The sequence below is a fragment of the Prevotella sp. khp7 genome, from assembly GCF_900109055.1.
GTDB lineage: Bacteria > Bacteroidota > Bacteroidia > Bacteroidales > Bacteroidaceae > Prevotella.
Genome location: NZ_FOIV01000003.1, coordinates 347561 through 370632, shown reverse-complemented (window position 1 = coordinate 370632; position 23072 = coordinate 347561). Strand labels below are relative to the sequence as shown.

Below are 23072 nucleotides of genomic sequence, written 5' to 3'. Positions count from 1 at the left end.
GTTTTAGTACCACTGCACTGCGTTCGAAGAACTTGAGCGCTTGTCATACTTTAAAGCATCGGTGAGCGTTGCCGCATTACACCTGAATGAGAAGTTATAACTTGTATAAGGGGCCAGCACCACTGAGCACGACATGCTGAAGCAATGCAGATCGCGCGAGAGTGAGGCCGTGGTCATAGATATCTTCTTGTTTTCAAAGTCGTAGCCCGACGAGAAATTGATGTTCCAGCCGTCGCTGATGGCGAAGTTTCCGCTGAGGTTCAGGCCCTGAGTGAAATGATAGGGATAGCGCATGGTTTTGTAGTTGAACTTGCTCTTATCCCTGTTCTCCGTCATATTGATATTATAGCCTATGCTCAGGCTCCATGGGAACTGGAAGGTCATATAGCCGTCTTCGTCGGTCTCGGCCTTGTCGCCGCCCTTGCGCTGGGCGCCATGCTTGCCTTTCTCCATGTCTCTGTCGACATTGGTTTCAAGATCGTTCTCCCAGTCGTCGTCATCGTCGCGCTGGGCGTTCTTGTTCTTCTTATCCACCTTCTCGCCCTTGAGCCACTTGATGAGGTTCATCACCTTCTCGTTGTTCAGGGTATACGACAGGTTCTGGGAGATGCCCTGGAAGCGGCCTATCTTGCCCTTCTGCCAATAGGTGGTGTGTTCGCTCTCCACGATATTGCCCAGACTGTCTTCTTCGTAGACATAAGAGGCAAACGTGCCTGAGAGGTTCAGCGTATAGCTCTTCGAGAGCTTCAGTCGCAGGTTGGCCTCTACGGGGCCCATAGGCTGACGCTTGGCCGCGAAGTTATAGAATGAGGAGAGTCTGAACTCGTCGATGAGCGAGATCTTCTTGTAGCCTGTCGAGTCGTCCTCGCTCTTCACCTTCATCTCCAGATTGTTGCTCAGCTCGAAGTTCATCGTTTGTGACTTTCCCGCTGAGGGAGCGGTATAGGCTCCGATGGAGTAAGGCGTATAGGACACCATGGTCACGTTACCATTGGCATCGGTCTTCTGATACTTCTTCCAGTAGCCATAGCGTTCTGCGCTGAAGTCGGGGGCGTAGCTGAAGCTGACACTTGGCGAGATGACGTGGCGGATGGCCTGGATCTTATCGCCAAAGAGCTTGCGGCTGGGCACCCAGAAGCCGTAGAGCTTAGTAGATGCGGAAACATTCATGCTCCAGTTGTAGACATTATAGAAGCCTGAGATTGTATCGACCACCTCACGCTGATTGACGGCATCCCACGACTTGTTGACCTTGCTGAACAGGGTCCTGTCAGTAAAGTTGATGCTTGGCGAAAGGGTGATATAGCCCAGAGCCGTGAAATTGGCCTTGATGGGTATCACGTGCTGCATGCCGTTCTTCCAGTCCTTATTGAACTTGGAGTGGAGCAGCAGGTTTTCCTTGGTGTTGATCTCGTTGTTCAGCGTTCCCGTATAGCTCATCGAGATCTTCTCATACCAGCGTTCCGTGCCTACCCTCTTCTTGCGCTTGAAAGGATAGAACTGGGAGACAGAGATGTTGAGTTCGGGAAACGACATACCGATGGTTGAGTCGCGCATATTCTGGTTCAGACGCATACCTGCGCTGATGTTCATTCCGATGCTGGAGAAATTGGTGCTCCACGCTACAGAAGATGTACGCGTAGACTGTGTTCGAGTCTGGGGGTTGTACATCGAGGTGAGGTTGTTCTGCTCATAGCTGGTAGAAGCGAAGTTCACGCTGGCTCTCAGCGTTGAGAAGGGGTTGGCCTTCGCGTCCTGAGAGTGGTTCCACTGGAGCTTGAAGCTGGTTTGCTTGGCATAGTCGGGCATGTTCTTCTCGCCCGTCACCGTGTTCTGGTAACTGAAAAAGAACGAGCCGTTGTAACGATAGCGCTTTCTGTAGTTTGAGGCAGCAGAGAGGCCCCACGAGCCTTTGGTGTAGATCTCGCCCAGCAGCTTGAGGTCCATCTTGTCGCTGAGGGCGAAATAGTAACCGCCATCGCGGAGATAGAATCCGCGCGCCATCTCGTCGCCATAGGTTGGCATGATGAGACCGCTGGAATAGCTCTTCGTAAAGGGGAAGAAACCATAGGGGATAGCGAGAGGCAGAGGTACGTCAGCCACAACGAGATAGGCGGGGCCGAACACGACATCCTTGCCAGGGCGCACCTTGGCTCTCGACAAGGCGAGATAGAAATCGGGGTGAGGATCGTCGCAAGTGGTATAGCGACCATGCTGCAGGAACATCTCACCATTAGCGCCGCGCTTGGAGACCTCTGAGGTCAGGAAGCCGTCTTCCTGCTGGGTATAGACATCGCTGATGAGACCTTTCTTCGTCTTGAAGTTGAAAGCCATCGGGCCCGACTGGTATTCATCGCTGCCCATCTTGAACACGGGCGAGCCCTTGGGCTCGTTGGTCGTCGTGTCGATACGTGAGTCGGCATGAACCAGACTGCTGTCGAGACTCATATAGATATGGTCTGCAGAGAGCTCCATGTTCTGATATTTCACGTCTGACTCTCCATAAAGATGTGCCAGACCTGAGGTGGCTTCATAGGTCAGCGAGTCGTTGGCTACATAGTCCACAGGGGAGTCTATACCGTTCTTACGACTACGGTTGATGCTGTCGAGCTCGAGGGAGTCGTCAACAGCCTTATTATGCTTATAGACAGCCAGTTCGATGGAGTCCATCGTGGTGGTGTCGCGCTTGATCTTTGCCGCAGCAGCACCCTTTACAAGCGTGGTATCGACGAGGACGGTATCGGTATCGACACTATCGTCTGCCTCTGACGCCCTCATGGCTTCAGACACAAACGACATCGGCGCTTCTGCCATCACAAAAAGGATGACGAAAAGCAGCATAAAAATAGCCGATTTCCTTTTCACGGTGCAAAAGTACAATAAAATAGGGGAATTACAAAATTCCCCTTTTACTTTTTTATTTTATTTACCTTTATTATTGATACTTCGTATCGAGGCTGCTCACGTTCGGCATCGCTGATGCAGGCATCGCTCTGCTCTCGCTTAATCGCAGTTTTTACTCAAAAAGATCCACCCATTTCTGGAAACGTCTCACGCCATCCCAGCCAAACTTCTCGAGGCTGTGCATGGCTTCTACGACTGTGCGTTCGCTGCCCGGATGGGTCTTGGAGTAGAACTTGTCAGCATAGCAGATCAGCTGTTCCTCGAGTTCCACAGGCAGGTAATCCTGATGGGGCAAAGGCAGATTCTGGTGTTCTATCTCCGACTTTGAAAGGCCTGTACCAGTATGGCGTTCGCACACACGGGCATGGCGCTCCCATCCCAGTTCCCGCAAGATCTCTGCACCAATGATGCCGTGACGGATATATGGTTCTGTACCGAAGCACTGTATACCAGGGGCATCGCATCGGAAGATACCTATGTCGTGAAGCATAGCGGCTTCTTCGAGAAACTCTTTATCAAGGCGCAGTTCGGGGTGGGCCTTGGCTATCTTCAAGCACTTATCTGCCACCTGACGACTATGAACCATCAGAATCTTCTTCAGTTCATTATCCTCAGGGTAATAGCGATCAATTATCGATTGGTAATCCATATAATAAAAATTTGGCACGGATTACACGGCTCTTTATAAGAGACACTGCTTTTTTGCTACAGCCGTGTCTTTAATAAAATTAAAGCCGTGTAAATCCGTGCCTAATATCTTAAAGTTTAAGCTTCGCGCTCGATCCAGGCGATGGTGTCGCCCTGACGGATGTTCTGTCCAGGCTTAACGCTGATGTCTACCAGCTTACCGCCCATAGCAGCAGGGATAGCAACAATCTCGCCCCACTTGGTCTGCAGATAACAGAAGGTGTCGCCTTCCTCGTACTTCTGACCAATGAATGGCTCTACGCATGGAGCCAGAACACCTTCGCCACCAAAGCCCCACAACAGCTGACCTGCGAGAGGAGCCTTTACGGCATCAGCCTTAGCGTGCTTGATAGCGTCGATCTCTTCCTGCGAAATCTTCTGACCACCACCCAGCTTGGCATCCTTTGCCTTCTGGATATCAGCCAGCAGCTGCTTCTTAGCCTGACCGCTCTTGAAGGGACGATACTGCTCTGGGTGCATAGCCAGTTCGAAGAGCTCTTCGTCGTCCTGTCCGTAGTCCCAGCCGTTCTCGTCCATCTCCTTACGGAAGGTGTCGAGTGAGTTCTCCAACAGAGTGTGAGGATCGGCATCGGTGAACTTAAGACCTTTCTTCTCAGCCAGCTCAACGAGCTCAGGAGCGATAGTGCCAGGCACCTTACCGCTCTTACCAAGGATCATACCCCAGATAGCGTCGTCCATCATCACGTAACGACCCTTACCCTGCTCCATCGTGAGGAGGTTCATCAGGGCGATGTTCTTAGTGTACTGAGAGAACGGGGTTACCAATGGGGGATAACCAACCTTTGGCCATACGTACTCTACCTCGTTGAACAGCTTAACCAGCATATCGTCCATAGTGAGTGTATTCTCGCCCTTCTTCTCACGCTCCTTGTTGATCATCTTCTGGATAGGACCGAGGTCGGCCATCATACTACCCATCATGCCACCAGGCAGACCGCAACCAAGCAACAGTGAAGACATGTGCTTGTTAGCAGGATTGATGAAGCAACCCAACCAGTCGTCGATGAACTCCTGTGTGAGCGTACGAGCCTGCATATAGGCGTTCATATCAAGATCGGCAACCTCGAAGCCCTCGTTCTTCAGCATTGAACGAACAGAGATGATATCGGGGTGAACCTTACCCCATGACAGAGGCTCGATAGCTGTGTCAATCACATCAGCACCGTTGTTACAAACCTCGAGGATTGAAGCCATAGACAGACCAGGACCAGAGTGGCCGTGGTACTGGATGATGATATCGGGGTGCTTGGTCTTGATAGCCTTAGTGAGCTGTCCCAGCATAGCAGGCTGACCAATACCAGCCATATCTTTCAGACAGATTTCCTCAGCGCCAGCTGCAATCACCTCGTCAGCAATAGCTGCATAATAGTCGACAGTGTGAACTGGAGAAGTGGTGATACAGAGTGTTGCCTGAGGGGTCATACCGCCCTCCTTGGCCCACTTGATACTGGGGATGATGTTACGCGTGTCGTTCAAACCGCAGAAAATACGGGTAATATCGACACCCTGTGCGTGCTTTACCTTATACATCAGGGCTCGAACATCGTCGGGCACGGGATACATACGTAATGCGTTCAGACCACGGTCGAGCATGTGGGTCTTAATGCCTACCTCGTTGAAGGGCTTACAGAAAGCGCGAACTGCCAGGTTGGGGTTCTCACCTGCCATCAGGTTTACCTGCTCAAAAGCGCCACCATTGGTCTCAACACGGGCAAAACAGCCCATATCGATGATTGCCGGGGCAATGCGCTCCAACTGGTCCTTACGGGGCTGGAACTTACCCGAGGACTGCCACATGTCTCTGTACACGAGACTGAATTGAATCTTCTTCTTTGCCATATTTTTTTAGCTATTTTTCAAAATTTGAATGCAAATATAGCACTTTTTCTGCACATAGCGGTATTATTACCAATATTTTTATGTTTTTTAGTAGTGGTATAGGCTTTTCGCGAGTATCTATACAGAAGATTTTCATTTCTTTCGTCACCGAAAGAAACGAAACAAAGAAAGGTGCGAAAACGTCCTGAGCTCAGAGCCCAGGACGTTTTGGGGATTACTTTCTTTTTCGGTCAGTCAAGCGAACTAACAAATCATTTGAAAGTATGATTCATGAGGCGCTGCTCGGCGAGGGTTTCGTATTTGGTGCCGGGGCGACCGTAATTGGCGTAAGGATAGATACTGATGCCACCACGAGGGGTGAACAAACCTATGACCTCGATATACTTGGGGTCCATCAGTTTCACCAGGTCTTTCATAATCACATTCACGCAGTCCTCATGGAAATCACCATGATTGCGGAAGCTGAACAGATAGAGTTTCAGACTCTTGCTCTCAACCATCCGCTCGCCAGGGATATACATGATCTTGATCTCCGCGAAGTCCGGCTGCCCTGTGATAGGACAAAGCGACGTAAACTCAGGACAGTTGAACTGCACCCAGTAGTCGTTCTCGGGATGCTTGTTCTGGAAAGTCTCAAGCACCTCTGGAGCATAGTCCATCCTGTACTCGGTCTTCTTGCCGAGTTGCTGTAATCCTTCTTGTTCTCTGCTCATAGCTCTTTTACCTTAAATATATTATACGCAATATCGTTGTCAAACACATCTTCGTGGTCGTGTTTCTTGGTGAAATTGACCACACGGATGGTGACAGGCAATACAATAATCTCATAGAGGGTCTTCAGGGTCACCTGAGTGATGACAAGCGAGGGCATCTCTTCCCAGGGGATGACACCGCCCAGAGCGAGGGGGAAGAAGATAACCGAGTCTGTCAGCTCACCGAAGACGGTACTCATCACGGCACGATATGAGAAGTTCTTACCGTCTGACGACAGTTTCATCTTACTCATGACGTAGGCATTGATGAACGATCCTGCCAGGAAGGCCAGGAACGAAGCGCCAGCAATACGGGGAGCGAGTCCGAAAATCTGATGGAACCCCTCTTCTCCGTCCCAATAGGGAGCACCAGGGATCCAGTCGGCCACAGCACCGAAGAGTACGAACATGAAGTTCATGGCGAAGCCGAGCCAGATGAGCAGGCGTGTACGGCTATAGCCCCACACCTCGCACACCACGTCGTTGATGATGTAGCTAACGGGGAACACAATCAGACCTGCCGTCATGTTAGCTGGTCCCAAAGAGATCTGTTTAGTCTCGAGTACGTTTGCCGTAATCAGGCAAACGCAGAACAGTACGCTGTAGAACATGAACAGCACACTGATTTTCTGTTCTTTCTTTTTTTCCATTTTTTCTTGTTTTGATAAAGGGGGTTGAGCAAGGTCCTACCTCGCCGGCTTATGCCTCAAGTACCCCTGTGTTTATACTTAAAGAAGATATAATAGCCATGCCATATAGCAGGCGAAGAAGAGGATAAGGATGAAACCTTCACGACGCGACACGTAATACTTGGTGAAGGCGAAGAGCCATAAGATACCTACGCTGACAAGCATCATCATCAGATCGACAATCGTAATACCCATGATACGGAGGGGATGGATAAAGGCAGTCATACCCAGCACCAGGAGGATGTTCATGACGTTCGAGCCAATCACGTTTCCGATGGCGATGGCCGAACGGCCTTTATGGGCTGCCACCACACTCGTAGCCAACTCTGGCAGCGAGGTTCCGCCAGCCACGATGGTAAGGCCTATCACACTCTGACGCACACCATAGCGATGGGCCACATAGGTGGCGGCATCGACAAAGAGATCGCTACCGAAGATCAGGCACGCCAACCCTAAAGCCATGAAGCCCAGATTGCGCCACAGTTTACTGTAATCTCGGGGCTCTTTCTCACGCACCACGCCCAGCTCCTCTTCATTATTGGGCAGAAGTCCGTCTTTGCTGGCCATCTGGAAGGTGTAGATCATAAAGGCCATGAAGCCTATGAGAAGAATGATACCGTCGGAACGGCTTATATCATTACCCCAGAGGTGTGGCGAGTCCATGTCGTCGAAACAGAGCATGAAGAGCAGCAGGGAAGCGCCTACTGCGAAAGGAATATCCTTCTTCACCGTCGAAGCCGTAACCACCATCGGGGCAATCACGGCAGAACAGCCTACTATCAGCAACGTGTTGAAGATGTTCGAGCCAATCACATTACCCACAGCCATATCAGGTGTGCCTTTGATGGCTGACACCAGACTGACGAACATCTCTGGGGCCGACGTTCCAGCTGCCACGATGGTGAGACCAATCACGATTTCGGGAACACGCATGCCACGAGCCAGCGAAGAGGCTCCATCGGTAAGGCGATCGGCTCCCCACAGCACAAGGGCGACACCCACGATGATGTAAACGATGTTGAGTAGTAGCATCATAGGATTAATCCATTTCGTTGATAAACGCATCCAACGAGCGACGGTCTTTCTTCGTAGGGCGGCCCGTACCTCTTGCACGATCCACAAAGCCGCTGATACGCGTCATCTCCAGGAGTTCATACTGCTCCGGAGCCGTCACATTCTCATAAATCTCAGGCAGGAGCTTAGCCCCTACTCGCTGTTCGATAGTCTTCAGAATACGGAAGGAATAAGTGATGGGTGGCTTGCGCACGCTCACCGTCTCGCCTGTCTTCACCATATGCGAAGGCTTCACGTTGACGCCACCGATGGTGACGCGACCGTTCTTACAGGCGTCGGCCGCAATGGAGCGAGTCTTGAAGATTCTCGCTGCCCACAGCCACTTGTCTATCCTTGCCTCATCCATATTATTTCTTACCAAGCTTGTTAAACTGATTCATGGTGATATCGATGCCAGCCAGTACAAACGACTTGATGATATCGACACCCAGATCGATGCTGGGCTGCAGCTCTTTCAGTTCCTCGTCGCTATACTTTCCAAGCACCCAGTCGACCTGCATTCCTTTCGGAAAGTCATTACCGATACCCATTCGCAGACGGGCATAGTTCTGACCTATCAACTGCTGGATATGTCCAAGGCCGTTGTGACCGCCATTAGAACCTCCAGCCTTCAGTCGGAAAGCGCCTAAAGGAAGGGCCACATCATCACTGATAACCAGCAGACGAGACTGTTCGATATTTTCCTTATTCAGCCAATAACGTACAGCGTTACCACTGAGATTCATAAACGTGGAGGGTTTGAGCAAGAACACCTTGCGCCCCTTCAGCGAAGTCTCGGCAACAAAACCATAACGCTTATCATCAAAATGAATATTGGATGCCTTTGCAAAAGCATCCAATACCATAAAGCCTGTGTTATGACGGGTCATATCGTACTCATCGCCGACATTACCCAGTCCCACGATCAGAAATTTGTCCATGGTGTTGGCTTACTGCTTACTCTGCAGCCTGGGCAGCAGCAGAACGAGAAGCACGTGTAGCCTTAACTGAACATACAACAACCTGGGCAGGAGTAGCGATCTCGAGACCCTCGAAGCTCAGTTCAGCAACCTTGATAGCCTTACCAAGCTTCAGCTCGGTAACGTCGATCTCCAGCTCCTCAGGAATCTGCTTGTAAGGAGCGGTAACGTTCAGCTTGCGCTCTGCCTGATTCAGACGACCACCATCGCGAACACCCTGAGCATGACCAACGAGCTTAACGGGAATACCAATAGTAATGGGCTTGTTCTCGCTTACCTCGTAGAAGTCTACGTGTATCAGTGCGTCTGTTGTGGGGTGGAACTGAAGCTCCTTGATGACAGCCTTGTGAGCCTCACCGTCGATAGTCAGATTAACTACGTATACATAAGGAGTGTAGACAACCTTACGCAGCTGGGCTGCGGGAATAGCGAATGACAATGCCTCGGGCATACCATTCTCGGCCTTCTTCTCACCATACAGATTACAGGGAACGAGTCCCTCCTTGCGCAACTCTTTGGTTGCCTTCTTACCAGTTGTGGCACGCTTCTGGCCACTTACGCTGATTTCTTTCATTGTGTTACTCTAAATTAAGTTTAAATAATACGTTTTTGCTTAATTCGCCATCACACGAATCTCGGCCTACTTGCCGAAAAAGCGGTGCAAAGGTACACATTTATTCTGAAATGAAAAAAAGAAAGAATGAAAAAATGATAAAATAATGCATTTTTCTTTCTTTTTCTTGCAGAATTAAGGAAAAATAGCTACCTTTGCACTTACCAAATTATGGTTTAACATTAAAAAATAGGTATAAAGTAAAACAACAAAAGCATCAAGTGAGATGATTAACAGAGAAATTATTAGAATCAAAATTGTTCAGTTAACCTATGCTTACTATCAAAACGGTAACAAGAACATCGACACGGCTGAGAAAGAGCTTTTCTTCAGTCTCTCAAAATCTTATGACCTCTACAATTACTTATTAGGCCTGATCGTTGCCATCAGCAAAGAGGCAGGACGCCGCATGGAACTCCTGCAGGCCAGAGCTAAGCGTGAAGGAACGGAAGAGCCTTCCCGCAAATTCGTGTTCAACCGCTTCGCCTTGCAGTTGAGCGAGAACAAACAGCTGAACGAATTCCTGAGCACACAGAAAATCAGCTGGGACGACTCGGCAGCCTTTGTCGGTTCGCTGCTCGAGAAGATTGAACAGAGCGAGATTTATAAAGAATATATGGCCAGCAGCGAAGACAGCTACGAGGCTGACCGCGAATTGTGGCGCAAGCTTTACAAGAACTTCATTCAGGAGAACGAAGAGCTCGACGCCATTCTCGAAGACCAGAGCCTTTACTGGAACGACGACAAGGAGATTGTCGATACATTCGTCATTAAGACCATCAAGCGCTTCAACGAGCAGGAGGGTGTAAAGCAGGAACTGCTGCCCGAGTGGGACAGCGACGAGGAGAAGGACTTTGCCCGCAAGTTGTTCCGTGCAGCCATCCTCAATGCCGACGAGTATCAGCGCTATATGACCGAAGCTTCACGCAACTGGGATTTCTCACGCCTGGCCTTCATGGACATCATCATCATGCAGATTGCCATCGCAGAGATGATGACCCTGCCCAACGTGCCCATCAGCGTGAGCATCAACGAGTTCGTCGAGATTGCCAAGTTCTACTCTACCCATAAGAGTGGCGGCTATATCAACGGCATGCTCGACGCCATTGCTCGCAATCTCGTGAAGACTGGTCGCCTGATGAAGCACATCGACCCTGCTAAGCCAAAGTTCCAGCAGATGGACGAGAAGAAAGTTAAGATGAGACCAAGAATCAAGAAATAATTAAAAAGTAAAAACGAAAAATGATGAATTTAGTATTAGTTGCGCAGTCAGCGCAAGGAGGCGGTATGAGTATGATTATCATGATGGTAGCTATCTTTGCCATCATGTGGTTCTTCATGATCAGACCCCAGCAGAAGAAGCAGAAGGAAATCCAGAAGTTCCAGAACGAACTTTCGGAGGGTACTGAAGTTGTTACCGGTGGCGGCATTCACGGAACCGTCAAGAGCATCGACCTTGCTAAGAACACCGTTGATGTGAAGATTGCCCGCGACGTGGTCATCACTGTCGAGAAGACTTCTGTATTCGCTTCTGCCATTCAGCAGCAGACGAAATAAGCGATGAAAGAGATATGGCAACTGGTCAGGAACTTCTTGTTCAGCAAGGCTAACAAGGAGTTGCTGATTTTCCTGTTCTTCCTGGGTCTCTCAGGTATCTTCTGGCTAAACATGGCCCTGAACGAAACCTATGAGAAAGAGTTTGCCATACCCGTATCCGTAGTCGGCATCCCTAAGAACGCCGTGCTCACCTCCGATGAGGTCGACACTGTCAGAATGACCATCCGCGACAAGGGTTTCACACTGCTCACCTATATGTATGGTGACGTTCTGAAGAAGATCAGCATCAGTTTCAAGACCTACTCTAAGAACAACGGCACAGGTTCGGTGTCAGCTCAGGACCTGCAGAAAATGGTGTACCAGCAGTTGGCCAGCGGCTCCAGAATCACCAGCGTCAAGCCTGAGAAACTGGAGTTCTACTACAACTATGGTGCCAAGAAGATGGTGCCCGTGCGCTGGAGCGGCCGCGTGATTCCTGAAGAACTCTACTTCATCTCAAGCGTACATTATTCTCCTGACAGCGTCACCATCTATGCCTCGGAAGAGAAGCTCGACAGTATCAACATGGTTTATACCGAGCAGCTGAACTACGCAAACTTCCGCGACACGCTGATTGCCAACTGCGAGTTGAGCAAGATAAAGGGCGTGAAGATGGTGCCCGACCACGTGAAGGTGGCCTTCTTTACCGACGTGCTCACCGAAGAGCGCATCGAGGGTATCCCCGTCGAGGGCATCAACATGCCTCCAGGCATGCTACTCCGCACCTTCCCGGCCAAAGTCACGGTAAGCTTCGTCACTGGCGTCAGCACGTTCCGCAACCTGAAGTCCGACGACTTCAGCGTCATTGCCGACTATAACGAAATCAAGAAAGATCCGTCAGAGAAGTGTCACATCTACCTGAAGAAGGTGCCGGGCGGCATCTCCAGAGCCCGCCTCGAGACCACGCTCGTAGATTACCTGATAGAGTCTGAGACAGAATGAAGATAGGTATTGCAGGAGGAATCGGTAGCGGAAAGAGTTTCGTCTGCCAGAGAATCGAGTCGCTGGGCTTCAAGGTCTACGACTGCGACCAGGCTGCCAAGCGCCTCATTCAGACATCAGCCGACATCAGGACACGACTCACCAGTCTGATAGGTCCCGCGACCTATTTTGATGACGGCACGCTCAACAAACCCGAGGTGGCGAGGTTTCTGCTGGCTTCAGCCCAGAACGCCCACGCCGTCGACGCAATAGTCCACCCCGCCGTGTTCCGAGACTTCCTGGAGAGCGGACTTCAGTGGATGGAGAGCGCACTCATGTTCGAGTCGGGCATCTACAGATACGTCGACAAGGTGATAGCCGTTGTCGCTCCCAAGGAGGTGCGCATCCAGCGCGTCATGCAGCGCGACAACATCTCCCGTGAGAAGGTGCTCGAATGGATGGACCGCCAGATGGATCAGGAGGAGATCATCCGAAGGGCCGACTACATCATCGTTAACGACGGAGAAAAAGATATAGATAAACAATTAAATAAAATCATCAAACAATGCAACAAGTCATTTTAGCTATCGCCGGCAAGCCCGGCCTTTACAAGCTTGTATCAAGAGGTAAGAACAACCTCATAGTCGAGGCTCTCGATGGCACACATAAGCGCTTACCCGCCTTCGCCACCGACCGCATCACCTCGCTCAACGACATCGCCATGTTCACAGAGACCGACGACGTACCCCTGATGGACGTGCTCGACAATCTGAAGAAACTCGAAGACGGCAAGAAAGCCAGCATCAACGAGAAGAAGGCTTCTGGCAAGGAACTGCAGGACTACTTCACCAAGGTACTTCCCGAGTGGGACCGCGACCGCGTGCAGAACAGCCACATCAAGAAGCTCATCACCTGGTACAACATCCTCGTAGAAGCCGGACTCACCGACTTCAAGGAGCCCGAAGAGCCCGAGACAACCGAAGAGAAGTAAACACTTCCTCGTCATAAAAGAAGCCCCGCTCACCGAGTGGGGCTTCTTTTTTTGCCAAGTCAAATAAGGGAAAAAGAAATCCCTACTCGAGTGAGCAGGGATTGTATATTTATTGGGGGTTAGAATCCGCGTGGGCCACCGAAGCCGCCACCACCGCCAGGACGTCCGCCACCGAAGCCACCGCCAGGACGGCCACCGGGACGACCACCGCCAAAGCCAGGACCACCGACAGGACCACCAGGACCTCTACGACCACCACCGAAAAGACCGCCGCCTCCAAAGAGGTTCAGACGATAGATGACGTGGAGCATGCCATAGCTTGTGATAGCATTATACTCTGTATCGCTTCGCATCATGGCCGAGATGGTACGGCTCACCGTTGACTGCTGCTTCAGGATGTCATAGAGCTGAAGCGATACCGTCAGCGCATTGCCGCGGAGGAAGCTCTGCGAAATCTGGGCGTTCCAGATGAGCTCGTTGGTATTCATCGACTTGTCGCTGTAACCACGGCGACTCTGCATGTTCATGTTGGTGGTAAGCGATGTGCCCCAAGGTGCTGTTACACCAACCATACCTCCATAGGTAAACTGCCAGGTATCAAGGTTATTGTTCTTCTGGAGTTCACTGCGGTTGTGGTTATAGTTAAGCGATCCGTTAAGTTCAATCTCAAACCAGTCATTGCGGTAACTGGCTGCCAAACGCTCCATGATTGTGGTCGATGTAGTAACAGACTTGGCGTCGCTCTTACCGTCGTTCACGAAACCTACGTTGTGAACATATCCCAGATTGGTAAAGGTGTTCACATTGAAGTAACCCGCAGAGTCGAGGGCGGTGTTGAACATAAAGCCTACATTACCATTCCAATTACCATTGATATTCTCAGGACGCGTCATGCGAGCACCGCCGTCCAAGAGCGTAACCTTGTTGGCTATCGAGTTAGCTGTCGTCGAGAAGTTCACGAAAGTCATCACGGCGCGCTGGTGCTTCTGGAAATAGTCGTTATAGAACAGCTGGAAATTCTGAGTGAACGAGGGCTTCAGACCCGGGTTACCCTTCTGGATGTTCAGCTGGTCGCTGTCGTCGGTGATATCAAGCAGGTCGCTCATTGAGGGCTGGCTGGTATTGGCACGATAGGTGAAGCGCAACTGTCCTGTGGCAGACTTCTTCCAACGGAAGTCCATCGTAGGTGCGAAGTTGGTCACCGTACGTGTGGTATCAGAGTGGATGCCCTTATAGTCCTGCATAAAGTGCGACTTCTGAGGCACCATCTGCACACCGACGTTGAAGGTATAGGCATTGCGAACGATACGCAACATCACCTCGGCAGTGTGGATGTAGTTATGATATTCAGAGAATCGGCTCTGATCGTTGTCGCGATAAGGATCCAACGATGTGATGTTGCCAAACTGACGGAGGTAAGCGTCCCAAGTGCGATAGCCGCCATTCCACAGACCGTTTGAAACCAGATCACTGAAATCATAGGTACCACGGTCGCTCTTCTGATAGCGATACTGGTACTGATAGCTGAACTGCAGATATGTGCGGGGGAAGATAGGCTCGCTGTAGGTCAGACGTGCGCTATAGTTCCAGTTCTTGGTGGGAGTGATTGAATAACGGCGGGTAATATTGGTAGAATCAGTCAGTCCCAAGGCGTTAACCAGCTGGTAGTAGTTGGTGTAGCTGTCGCTGGCCGACTTGCTGTCGCCGTCGCTCCATCCAGCATTCAAACGCAAGGTAATGTTTCTGCCCGAGTTGTTCAGTCGGCGGTTCACCTGCAGCATACCGTTCACGTTCTTGGAGTCACTATACGAAATGCTCTTCTGGATACGGTTGTTGACGGCAATGCCCTTACCAATCAGTGTCTGGAGTTCATCCAGCGGATTGACAACGTAGTTGTAGGGATCTTGACTAAATGTGGCCTCATCACCCGAGTTATTGCCATCGTTCGTGTTATAGCGGAATGTGGGACGGAACAAGATGTTGGTCATCGAGTCGGGAGTCCACTCCAGTCGCATCTGGGCATTCCAGTTGTTAGAACGTGAGAAATTCTGGCTGATGCTGTTGCTGAACTGGGATTTGGTCTCGCTATAGAATGTCTCTGATGACTTCTTAGAGAACGCATCGCCATCGCTGTGGTTCCAGCGCACACTTCCATCGAATATCAGCTTACCAGTATTCTCATAGTTAAAGTTCACACCGGCCATCTTGTTGGCGGTGAGGCCTTGGCGTCCCCCACCAAATCGGCCTCCACCGCCACCACCGGGGAATCCCATATCATTTGTATTGTTTGCATTGGTCATCAGGAACACCTTCATATCGTTTCTCATCACACCTCCGAAGATACGACCGGAATAGCGATGCTCAGTACCGGCAGCAACGTCTAAGTTCATCATCGTGCCTCTGTTCATACCCGCTTTGATACCAAAGTCGAGCACCGTCTCCTCTTCGCCGTCCTCAATGCCTGAGACACGAGCCAGGTCGCTCTGCTTGTCGTAGGCCTTGATGCGATCGATAATATTGGTAGGAAGGTTCTTCATGGCGGTCTTCGTGTCGCCCGTCATAAACTCCTTTCCGTCTACAAGGATTTTCTTAACCTCCTTACCATTAATCTTAATGCTTCCATCATCGTTAACCTCAGCACCGGGCAGTCGCTTTACCAATTCCTCGACTACCGAGCCCTCTGGCGTACGGAAAGCTGCGGCATTATATACAAAGGTATCAGCCTTCAGGGTCACCTTCGAAGCACGTGCTGTAACTGTGGCGCCCTTCAACATGATGGCATCAGGAGACAGTGTGATGGTTCCTGCATGATAGTCCTTATCATTCTTCAGGGTGAATTTCTTGGTATAAGGCTTAAATCCAACGTAGGTTACTTTGAGTGTGTAGCTTCCTTCCTTCGGGGCTTTGATTGTAAAAGCACCTGATGCGTTTGTCACGGCATTAGCCACGACCTTCTCACCTTGGAGAATAGCGGCCGTGGCTTGAATCACTGCTTCCTGCGTATCCTGTTCAACAACCTTACCTGTCACTGTGCGCTGTGCACTAACTAATTGAGCCACCATTAATACGGCCATTAAGAGTAATAATCTTCTCATTGCATTTTTATCAGTTTGTGCCTCTTTGACGCAGAAAAACAAGAAAAGTTTAATAAGATTCCAAAAATTTTTGCCTTTTCATGATAGTTTTTAATTTTTTTGTGTACCTTTGCACCATAATCATATATAAAAAAGGCTGCCTGCAACCATTAAAATGAACCAGCAAAAGGTTATCATATCAGAACAGATAGGCCTCACACTTCAAGAGGCAATCTCGGAATGTGAACACGACCTGACGTTCATTCTTGCAGACGAGACAACAATGCGATGCTGTCTGCCTATCGTCGAGTCCCTGCCCTGCCTTCAGGGTGCTCAGCTCATCACCATCGGTGCTACCGACACCCACAAGACACTCGAATCAGTAGTCCATGTGTGGGAAGAACTGGGCAAGAACGGCGCCACCCGACACACCTTATTAATAAATATAGGGGGCGGCATGGTGACAGACTTGGGAGGCTTCGCCGCCTCTACCTTCAAGCGAGGCATCAACTACATCAACATTCCGACGACCTTACTATCAATGGTCGATGCAAGTGTTGGCGGAAAGACGGGCTTTAACTTCCGGGGACTGAAAAACGAAATTGGCGTGTTCCGCAATGCCAACTGCGTAATTCTCGACACTGAATTTCTGAAAACCCTCGACACCGAAAACATTCTCTCCGGCTATGCAGAGATGCTGAAGCACGGACTGATTGCCAACGAACCGATGTGGGCCGAACTGCTCAACTTCGACGTGGAGCATCCCGACCTTAAGCAGCTGAATCGCATGGTAGCCGACAGTGTAGCCGTGAAACAGCGCATCGTCACTGAAGACCCCACTGAGCGCGGCATCCGCAAGGCACTGAACCTCGGACATACTGCAGGTCACGCCTTCGAATCGCTGGCACTACAAAGAAAACCCGTACTGCATGGCTATGCTGTGGCTTGGGGCCTCATCTGCGAACTTTATCTCAGCGCTATCAAAACAGGCTTCCCCACCGACAAGATGCATCAGACGGTACGTTTCATACAGGAACACTATGGTAAAATGCCTATCACTTGTGATGACTATCCTACCTTGTTGGAACTCATGACACATGACAAGAAGAATGTGGCTGGCGTGATTAACTTCACCCTACTTGGCGGTATCGGAGACATCCGCATCGACCAGACAGCCACGAAAGAAGAGATATACGAGGCGCTCGACTTTTATCGCGAGGGCTGACCACGTAAAAAGAGTAACCAATCAACTTAATAGACCTAATCATATTACTAACTAATCGCAGATAGGGCCGCCCGCGAGGGTAGCCCTATCTCACTTTTACCAAGTCTGGATGCTTTTCTTATTCTGTCGGTCTCATTTATCTTTCTGCTTCAAAGGTTCCAGATGAGACAAGGGGGCTTCCATGATATTCCAAGAGAGCACTGCCCCATCGAAGCCGTGGCTCAGCACTGCCTTCAAGGACTCGGAGATGTATTCGGGCGAAGTCGGAGCGACAACGGGGCGGTAATTGATTTCAATGCCAGGGTACTTAGCGCAGGAATAAGGCTCCATGGCCTCGAGCTGAGTATGCAGGAAATCAACATCCATCTTAAAATCAGGGTATCCTGTGGCGGCGGGAAGGGCTTTGCGAAGCAGATCGTACTCAAAACCCATTCCTGCAGGAGCAAAGGTCTGGCGATACAGCATCGGCTTGATGAAATCCGCATGACCAGCAAGGATGGTATAATCCTGTCCAACGAAGGGTGCCATGAAAGGAGCATAAAGATCCATACCCACTTCGAGACCACGGCTACGGAGAGAGTCGGCAATAGCCGCTACAGAAGAGCTGACCACTTGACCTTTAGCCTTGAAGAAGGCTGCAGCCACAGGATTCTTAAAGCTGAAGCCTTCGACCGGTGTATAGCCACTGACAGAGAAGAAAGCATCGCCCTGAGTTTCAAATTCAGCTTTCACCGCTTGAATGTCGACCCCTTCAGCAGCAAAGCGCTCGACGCATAGCGGACAACCGCAACCAAGCACACCACTAACCCCACTGACAAACGACTGAGTGCGGATGCGATCGATGAACACGCCGTCGAAACCGCAATCACTGAACAGACTGTCATAGACGGCCACCACATTAGCAGCATTCTGAGGGTCAGACGGGCAGTTGAAACGGAATCCCTCGCCCGCAGCCAGGTCATAATTAGTAGGCACCTGTCCCCACAGGTCAACAGCTGGTGTGTTTTCGCACACCTCCTCCGTCTCAGCAAACACAGGTAACCACAGCAGCATACGGATACCTCTGTCGTGCAGATAGTCACCCACCTGACGGTAGATTTCTTTGTCCTGACTCCAACCGATGATAACCTTCTTTACAGGTATCAGCTGACTCACTGTGTCGATGCGGCCGATCACCTGTTCTGCCGTATAATCTGGCGAATGCCACCCGCCCAGCGATACCTGGACGACATACTCGGCCTCATGACTCTGCTGTTTCTGACAAGCCAGCAAGGCCATCACGCCAACAATCATGTATACAATCTTTTTCATCCTTTTATATTTTGTTTTAGGTTTATATTCTTAGTTACAAAACAGTTTCGGCAAGACGTATAGCTTCTTGACGGGCAGGTTTACCTGTCTCTGTGAGAGGAATGCGAGCCACATGGAGATAATAGCGAGGCTGGTGGTATTTGGACAGCATGCGCTGACAGACCTCACGAGCCTCTTCTACAGATCCCTCGGTGAGTAACACCGCGACCTCACCAAACTTTGGGTCGTGACGCTTCGTTAATAAATAAGGTACATGCAAATGCGGACGCAAATGGCGCTCAACTTCCTCTATCTGTATCTTTATACCACCAGAACAGATAACGTTGTCTCTTCTCCCGATAATCCGGAATTTTGAATGATCAGACGAGAACTCAACAATATCATTGGTAACAAGTGGTTCTTCACAAACCTCAGGAGCATTGATAACAAGACAGCCTTCATCGTTATGAGTCACCCGTACAGAGGGGAACGGCGTGTACCACTCGGAAGCGTCCGGACCACTAATCCGACGAAGAGCTATATGCGAAAGAGTCTCGGTCATGCCATACGTACTCCACACCGCATTGGGGAAAGTGCGCAACTCAGCTGCCATCTGATCGTCGATGGCGCCACCACCGATAATGAGGTGACGGATCCGCATGAGACGTTCACGTTCCTCAGGAACCTGTAGGGAGTTGTAGACCTGCATAGGTACCATTGCGGCAAAATCGACATATTCCACATTACTAAGCGGATGACCTGAGGGTTCGACGGAAATAAGTTTCAGACCACGTTCTATGGAACGGACGACCATCATCTTGCCTGCGATATAATCGAGCGACATGCACAATAAAGCCGTATCGCCAGACCGAAGACCAAGGAAATCGCACGTGATACGGGCAGAGGCCAACATGCGGCGCTTCTCAACCGACATAGGCTTGGGAGCACCTGTACTACCACTGGTCTGCACATGGACAAACTCAGAGGCATCATTCCATTCAGACAGAAATGCTTCTAATGTCATCGCCATAATTGATCACCACGTATTTCGAGGGGCATAGGGATGTTGTCGGTGAAAAGCTGACCTGTACCGAGGCCCTGAGGCATGAGCATAGGAACTGAACGATAGACGTCGGAAGTGAACTGGGCAATGGCATTAAGCCCGACATTGCTCTCAAGGGCAGAGGTAATCCAATGGCCAATGCCCAGATCGTCGGCTGCGGCAATCCACTCCCGACAACCTTGCATACCTCCATGAAGTGAGGGCTTAAGCACGATATAAGCGGGTTTAATGGTGCTGAGCATGTGATGCTTCATCTCAGGATCGTTGACACCGATGAGTTCTTCATCAAGGGCGATGGGCAGAGGCGATTCACGACAGAGCTGCGCCATGAAGCCCCATTGCTGAGCCTTGATAGGCTGCTCAATACTATGGATGGCATACTGCGAGAGCAGTTCAAGCTTATAGAGGGCATCTTCAAAAGGAAAGGCGCCATTGGCATCGAGGCGTAACTGAACCTCGTGGAAGGAGAATCGCTCACGGATACGCTTGACGAGGTCGAGTTCCTGATCGAAATCGATGGCACCGATTTTAAGTTTCACACATCTGAATCCCTTGGCCAGCTTCTCTTCCATGCGCTGGAGCATCTCATCATAGTTTCCCATCCACACAAGGCCATTGATAGGGATGCCTACCTCACCACGACTGAAAGGGGTATCGAAAAGCAAGTCACCATGCTGGAGGTTAAGCCAAGCAGTCTCCAGTCCAAAGAGCATAGAGGGATAGGGGCGCATAGCCTCATAGTCGATGGTGCCAGACTGACAGAGAGCCTCACAAAACTGATGTAGTTTAGCCGTATAAGCCTCATCGGCCATCGCATCACAACTCAAGTCAGGCAATGGCGCACACTCTCCCACCCCGACATGATTGTCATCCGACAGATGGACGAACCAGCTCTTCCGAGTCAGATAAACGCCACGCGACGTTCCTGCAGGCTGTTTGAAATGGAGCAGTCGCTCCTCTATCTCATAGGTCATGGCATCTTTGGGTATTTCTTGAAATCTGGTTTACGCTTTTCAAGGAAAGCTTTTCCACCCTCCTGGGCTTCGTCAAGGAAATAATAGAGCATGGTGGCATCGCCAGCCAACTCCTGAATACCTGCCTGACCGTCGAGTTCTGCATTGAGACCTGCCTTGATCATACGCAGAGCCAAAGGCGAGCGTTCCATCATGATCTCTGCCCACTCTACACACTCATCTTCAAGTCGCTCGATGGGCACCACCTTATTGACCATGCCCATTTCCTCGGCCTCCTTTGCACTATACTGACGGCAGAGGAACCAGATTTCACGCGCTTTCTTCTGACCAACGATACGAGCCAGATAGGAAGAGCCGAAGCCGGCATCGAAGGAGCCCACCTTAGGACCTGTCTGTCCGAAGATGGCATTCTCAGAGGCGATGGTGAGATCACATACCAAATGAAGCACATGACCTCCACCAATGGCATAACCATTCACCATAGCGATGACAGGTTTGGGCAGGCGACGAATCTGCATCTGCACATCGAGCACAGAGAGACGGGGCACACCTTGTTCGTCGACATAGCCACCACGTCCCTTTACATGCATATCACCTCCGCTACAGAAAGCATGCTTCACATCGCCAAGCGTTTTACCTTCTGGCACATCAGACATCGCACCAGTAAGCAACACCACAGATATGTCCTGCATCTCACGACATAGAGCGAAAGCCTGCGACAACTCCCAGGTGGTCTTAGGCGTAAAGGCATTACGATACTGCGGACGATTAATGGTAATCTTAGCAATACCGTTATATTCTTCGAACAGAATCTCTTCGAACTTCTTGATTTCTTTCCAGTTTCTCATTATCTTAATGTTTTATAATAATCCTTGAATACCCGCTCATCCTCACTAGCGTCAGTAAACACCTCGAGGAGCACGGGACGACTGCTTTCCATATTCAATAAGGTGTCGACACCCTTCAACATCTCTCCCATATTCTCCGCCTTCAGATACCGCACATTGTTCTGTAGACAGATACCCTCCGCGGAGGTATGGTGTTCTGCGGCGACAAACCTGTCACGAGCCCCACTCTGCTCCAAACCTTTCAGCATGTTAAAGATACCTCCTTTACCATTGTTGAGCAGCAGAATACGCAGGTTGCCTTGCAGATTCTGATTCCAAAGGGCGTTCTGGTCATAGAAGAAACTCAGATCACCAATGATACAGAACACCTGTTCATCAGTAACACAAGAGAAACCTGCTGCTGTAGAAAGTGAACCCTCAATGCCATTTACGCCACGATTACACCACACAGGATGCCGGGCATAGATATTAGCCAGACGGATGGCAGTGGAGTTGGCATAGTGTACCTCAGCACCACTTATACGTGACTCGAAGGTTTTCACAACAGCCATCTGGGAATAGGCGGGCTCGTAGCTTTCTGCATGAGCGCGCACACGTCTGAGCAGTTCATCCCACATCATGACAAACGGATGAGGGCGGGCTTCGAGCAGATGCTGCACATGGTCGGCTACCAGTTTGCCATCACCCTGAATCACCTGCGTAAGATTCATAAACGTATCGGTCACCTCACCTGTTTCGTTCACCATCCACACCTCACGAGCCTTGCGCAGGAAACGCTTCAGGCGTTTGCTCACGATGGAGCCACCGGTGCATAGCACGAAATCGGGCACGTAACTATCATCACTTCCCACGAGTGCCACAGCTTCGTCGAAACCAGGATTCATCGGCTGACCGCAGATGAGCATAGGACGCTTAGCCGACATGAACATGCGTTCCACATGACTGAGCGTAGGTGCGGTGATGTCGGCAGCCGTCATTCTGATACAACGTTCTTGAGGTAAAGCCGAGACAGTATAGTCGAACAGGGGTTCGCTGATAGGCACATTGATATGCACAGGTCCACAGCCCTGATTAGCACAAGCCAACAAGGCTTCGTTAACTAAGCGATTACAATACCAGTGCTGTTCATCGTCTGTTGGTTCTGGCAGCGAGACGGCTTTCTTCACGAAATGTCCTAAGGCATCGGGCTGAGGAAGCGTCTGACCATCAAGCTGATCAATCCACTGCTGAGGACGGTCAGCTGAGATGGCTACAAGGGGCACATGCTGGTAATAAGCCTCAGCCACCGCAGGAGTGAGATTGAGCAAGGCCGTACCGCTGGTGACACACACCACGACAGGCTGTCGCAATGCCTGTGCCATACCCAAGGCATAAAAACCTGCAGAGCGCTCATCGGTGACGGGATAACACACGATGTCGGGACATTCGTTGAGATTATGCACGATGGGCGAGTTACGGCTTCCCGGACAGACCACCGCATGTCGTATGCCATGAGCCACTAACAAGGTTGTGAGTATATTGACGTTATCCTTATTACTATACATAGAATATA

Annotated in this window: 21 protein-coding genes; 6 read left to right on the top strand and 15 right to left on the bottom strand. The window is 50.4% G+C overall.

From position 1 onward, the window contains the following. Positions 1-3 precede the first annotated feature (3 nt). From BMX82_RS08390 to BMX82_RS08350, 9 genes are all read right to left on the bottom strand, one after another. Positions 4-2841, bottom strand: a complete 2838-nt coding sequence (locus BMX82_RS08390) for a putative LPS assembly protein LptD (protein WP_255396580.1) — start codon at positions 2839-2841, stop codon at positions 4-6. Positions 2842-3016: 175 nt separating this feature from the next. Then, the gene (locus tag BMX82_RS08385; RefSeq protein WP_036911484.1) at positions 3017-3553 is read right to left on the bottom strand and encodes an HD domain-containing protein; all 537 of its coding nucleotides are present in this window, start codon (positions 3551-3553) and stop codon (positions 3017-3019) included. A 116-nt stretch (positions 3554-3669) separates the two neighbouring features. Further along, entirely contained in the window at positions 3670-5451 is a 1782-nt protein-coding gene (locus tag BMX82_RS08380) for an oxaloacetate decarboxylase (RefSeq protein ID WP_091767835.1), read from the bottom strand. 251 nt (positions 5452-5702) lie between these two features. After that, a complete protein-coding gene (queF, locus tag BMX82_RS08375) occupies positions 5703-6164 on the bottom strand; it encodes a preQ(1) synthase (protein ID WP_091767832.1) in 462 nt (153 codons plus the stop codon). After that, positions 6161-6853 (bottom strand): queuosine precursor transporter, encoded by a 693-nt coding sequence (locus tag BMX82_RS08370; RefSeq protein ID WP_036911491.1) that lies wholly within the window; start codon positions 6851-6853, stop codon positions 6161-6163. Before BMX82_RS08370 ends, queF begins: the two co-directional genes overlap by 4 nt. Before the next feature lie 78 nt (positions 6854-6931). Further along, positions 6932-7924, bottom strand: a complete 993-nt coding sequence (locus tag BMX82_RS08365; protein ID WP_036911564.1) for a calcium/sodium antiporter — start codon at positions 7922-7924, stop codon at positions 6932-6934. A 7-nt stretch (positions 7925-7931) separates the two neighbouring features. Then, positions 7932-8312, bottom strand: coding sequence for an RNA-binding S4 domain-containing protein (locus BMX82_RS08360; RefSeq protein ID WP_036911493.1), 381 nt, complete (start codon positions 8310-8312; stop codon positions 7932-7934). A 1-nt stretch (position 8313) separates the two neighbouring features. Beyond that, entirely contained in the window at positions 8314-8886 is a 573-nt protein-coding gene (gene pth / locus BMX82_RS08355) for an aminoacyl-tRNA hydrolase (protein WP_036911495.1), read from the bottom strand. 16 nt (positions 8887-8902) lie between these two features. Beyond that, positions 8903-9499 (bottom strand): 50S ribosomal protein L25/general stress protein Ctc, encoded by a 597-nt coding sequence (locus tag BMX82_RS08350; protein ID WP_091767829.1) that lies wholly within the window; start codon positions 9497-9499, stop codon positions 8903-8905. 265 nt (positions 9500-9764) lie between these two features. On the opposite strand from BMX82_RS08350, the gene nusB reads away from it, so the two are divergent. Genes nusB through BMX82_RS13000 form a run of 5 tightly spaced genes read left to right on the top strand, consistent with a single transcriptional unit; the run spans position 9765 to position 13046 of the window. Further along, positions 9765-10760 carry a transcription antitermination factor NusB gene (gene nusB, locus BMX82_RS08345; protein ID WP_091767827.1) on the top strand — a complete coding sequence of 332 codons (996 nt, stop codon included), beginning with the start codon at positions 9765-9767 and terminating at the stop codon, positions 10758-10760. Between the two features lie 20 nt (positions 10761-10780). Further along, a complete protein-coding gene (gene yajC, locus BMX82_RS08340; RefSeq protein WP_036911499.1) occupies positions 10781-11095 on the top strand; it encodes a preprotein translocase subunit YajC in 315 nt (104 codons plus the stop codon). 3 nt (positions 11096-11098) lie between these two features. Further along, positions 11099-12076, top strand: coding sequence for a CdaR family protein (locus tag BMX82_RS08335; protein ID WP_036911500.1), 978 nt, complete (start codon positions 11099-11101; stop codon positions 12074-12076). Next, positions 12073-12639 (top strand): dephospho-CoA kinase, encoded by a 567-nt coding sequence (coaE, locus tag BMX82_RS13005; protein WP_036911502.1) that lies wholly within the window; start codon positions 12073-12075, stop codon positions 12637-12639. Before BMX82_RS08335 ends, coaE begins: the two co-directional genes overlap by 4 nt. After that, a complete protein-coding gene (locus BMX82_RS13000; RefSeq protein ID WP_036911504.1) occupies positions 12621-13046 on the top strand; it encodes a DUF5606 family protein in 426 nt (141 codons plus the stop codon). The genes coaE and BMX82_RS13000 overlap by 19 nt, the downstream gene beginning before the upstream one ends. A gap of 119 nt (positions 13047-13165) precedes the next feature. Here BMX82_RS13000 and BMX82_RS08325 read toward each other — a convergent pair whose 3' ends face one another. Beyond that, a complete protein-coding gene (locus tag BMX82_RS08325) occupies positions 13166-16141 on the bottom strand; it encodes a TonB-dependent receptor (protein WP_091767824.1) in 2976 nt (991 codons plus the stop codon). Positions 16142-16295: 154 nt separating this feature from the next. Here BMX82_RS08325 and aroB point away from each other — a divergent pair, with 154 nt between their 5' ends. Next, entirely contained in the window at positions 16296-17345 is a 1050-nt protein-coding gene (gene aroB, locus BMX82_RS08320; protein WP_036910440.1) for a 3-dehydroquinate synthase, read from the top strand. A gap of 132 nt (positions 17346-17477) precedes the next feature. Here the strand turns inward: aroB and BMX82_RS08315 are convergent, their stop codons facing one another. Genes BMX82_RS08315 through menD form a run of 5 tightly spaced genes read right to left on the bottom strand, consistent with a single transcriptional unit; the run spans position 17478 to position 23064 of the window. Next, positions 17478-18656, bottom strand: a complete 1179-nt coding sequence (locus tag BMX82_RS08315) for a hypothetical protein (RefSeq protein ID WP_091767818.1) — start codon at positions 18654-18656, stop codon at positions 17478-17480. A 34-nt stretch (positions 18657-18690) separates the two neighbouring features. Then, positions 18691-19659 (bottom strand): AMP-binding protein, encoded by a 969-nt coding sequence (locus BMX82_RS08310; protein ID WP_091767815.1) that lies wholly within the window; start codon positions 19657-19659, stop codon positions 18691-18693. Next, the gene (gene menC / locus BMX82_RS08305; protein WP_091767812.1) at positions 19656-20672 is read right to left on the bottom strand and encodes an o-succinylbenzoate synthase; all 1017 of its coding nucleotides are present in this window, start codon (positions 20670-20672) and stop codon (positions 19656-19658) included. Before menC ends, BMX82_RS08310 begins: the two co-directional genes overlap by 4 nt. Then, entirely contained in the window at positions 20669-21520 is an 852-nt protein-coding gene (menB, locus tag BMX82_RS08300) for a 1,4-dihydroxy-2-naphthoyl-CoA synthase (protein ID WP_036910435.1), read from the bottom strand. Before menB ends, menC begins: the two co-directional genes overlap by 4 nt. Then, positions 21520-23064, bottom strand: coding sequence for a 2-succinyl-5-enolpyruvyl-6-hydroxy-3-cyclohexene-1-carboxylate synthase (gene menD / locus BMX82_RS08295; protein WP_091767809.1), 1545 nt, complete (start codon positions 23062-23064; stop codon positions 21520-21522). Before menD ends, menB begins: the two co-directional genes overlap by 1 nt. Between the last annotated feature and the right edge of the window lie 8 nt (positions 23065-23072).

Coding starts and splice junctions, on each gene's coding strand:
- BMX82_RS08390 (WP_255396580.1), bottom strand. CDS start 2,841: ATGCTGCTTTTCGTCATCCTTTTTGTGATGGCAGAAGCGCCGATGTCG.
- BMX82_RS08385 (WP_036911484.1), bottom strand. CDS start 3,553: ATGGATTACCAATCGATAATTGATCGCTATTACCCTGAGGATAATGAA.
- BMX82_RS08380 (WP_091767835.1), bottom strand. CDS start 5,451: ATGGCAAAGAAGAAGATTCAATTCAGTCTCGTGTACAGAGACATGTGG.
- queF (WP_091767832.1), bottom strand. CDS start 6,164: ATGAGCAGAGAACAAGAAGGATTACAGCAACTCGGCAAGAAGACCGAG.
- BMX82_RS08370 (WP_036911491.1), bottom strand. CDS start 6,853: ATGGAAAAAAAGAAAGAACAGAAAATCAGTGTGCTGTTCATGTTCTAC.
- BMX82_RS08365 (WP_036911564.1), bottom strand. CDS start 7,924: ATGCTACTACTCAACATCGTTTACATCATCGTGGGTGTCGCCCTTGTG.
- BMX82_RS08360 (WP_036911493.1), bottom strand. CDS start 8,312: ATGGATGAGGCAAGGATAGACAAGTGGCTGTGGGCAGCGAGAATCTTC.
- pth (WP_036911495.1), bottom strand. CDS start 8,886: ATGGACAAATTTCTGATCGTGGGACTGGGTAATGTCGGCGATGAGTAC.
- BMX82_RS08350 (WP_091767829.1), bottom strand. CDS start 9,499: ATGAAAGAAATCAGCGTAAGTGGCCAGAAGCGTGCCACAACTGGTAAG.
- nusB (WP_091767827.1), top strand. CDS start 9,765: ATGATTAACAGAGAAATTATTAGAATCAAAATTGTTCAGTTAACCTAT.
- yajC (WP_036911499.1), top strand. CDS start 10,781: ATGATGAATTTAGTATTAGTTGCGCAGTCAGCGCAAGGAGGCGGTATG.
- BMX82_RS08335 (WP_036911500.1), top strand. CDS start 11,099: ATGAAAGAGATATGGCAACTGGTCAGGAACTTCTTGTTCAGCAAGGCT.
- coaE (WP_036911502.1), top strand. CDS start 12,073: ATGAAGATAGGTATTGCAGGAGGAATCGGTAGCGGAAAGAGTTTCGTC.
- BMX82_RS13000 (WP_036911504.1), top strand. CDS start 12,621: ATGCAACAAGTCATTTTAGCTATCGCCGGCAAGCCCGGCCTTTACAAG.
- BMX82_RS08325 (WP_091767824.1), bottom strand. CDS start 16,141: ATGAGAAGATTATTACTCTTAATGGCCGTATTAATGGTGGCTCAATTA.
- aroB (WP_036910440.1), top strand. CDS start 16,296: ATGAACCAGCAAAAGGTTATCATATCAGAACAGATAGGCCTCACACTT.
- BMX82_RS08315 (WP_091767818.1), bottom strand. CDS start 18,656: ATGAAAAAGATTGTATACATGATTGTTGGCGTGATGGCCTTGCTGGCT.
- BMX82_RS08310 (WP_091767815.1), bottom strand. CDS start 19,659: ATGACATTAGAAGCATTTCTGTCTGAATGGAATGATGCCTCTGAGTTT.
- menC (WP_091767812.1), bottom strand. CDS start 20,672: ATGACCTATGAGATAGAGGAGCGACTGCTCCATTTCAAACAGCCTGCA.
- menB (WP_036910435.1), bottom strand. CDS start 21,520: ATGAGAAACTGGAAAGAAATCAAGAAGTTCGAAGAGATTCTGTTCGAA.
- menD (WP_091767809.1), bottom strand. CDS start 23,064: ATGTATAGTAATAAGGATAACGTCAATATACTCACAACCTTGTTAGTG.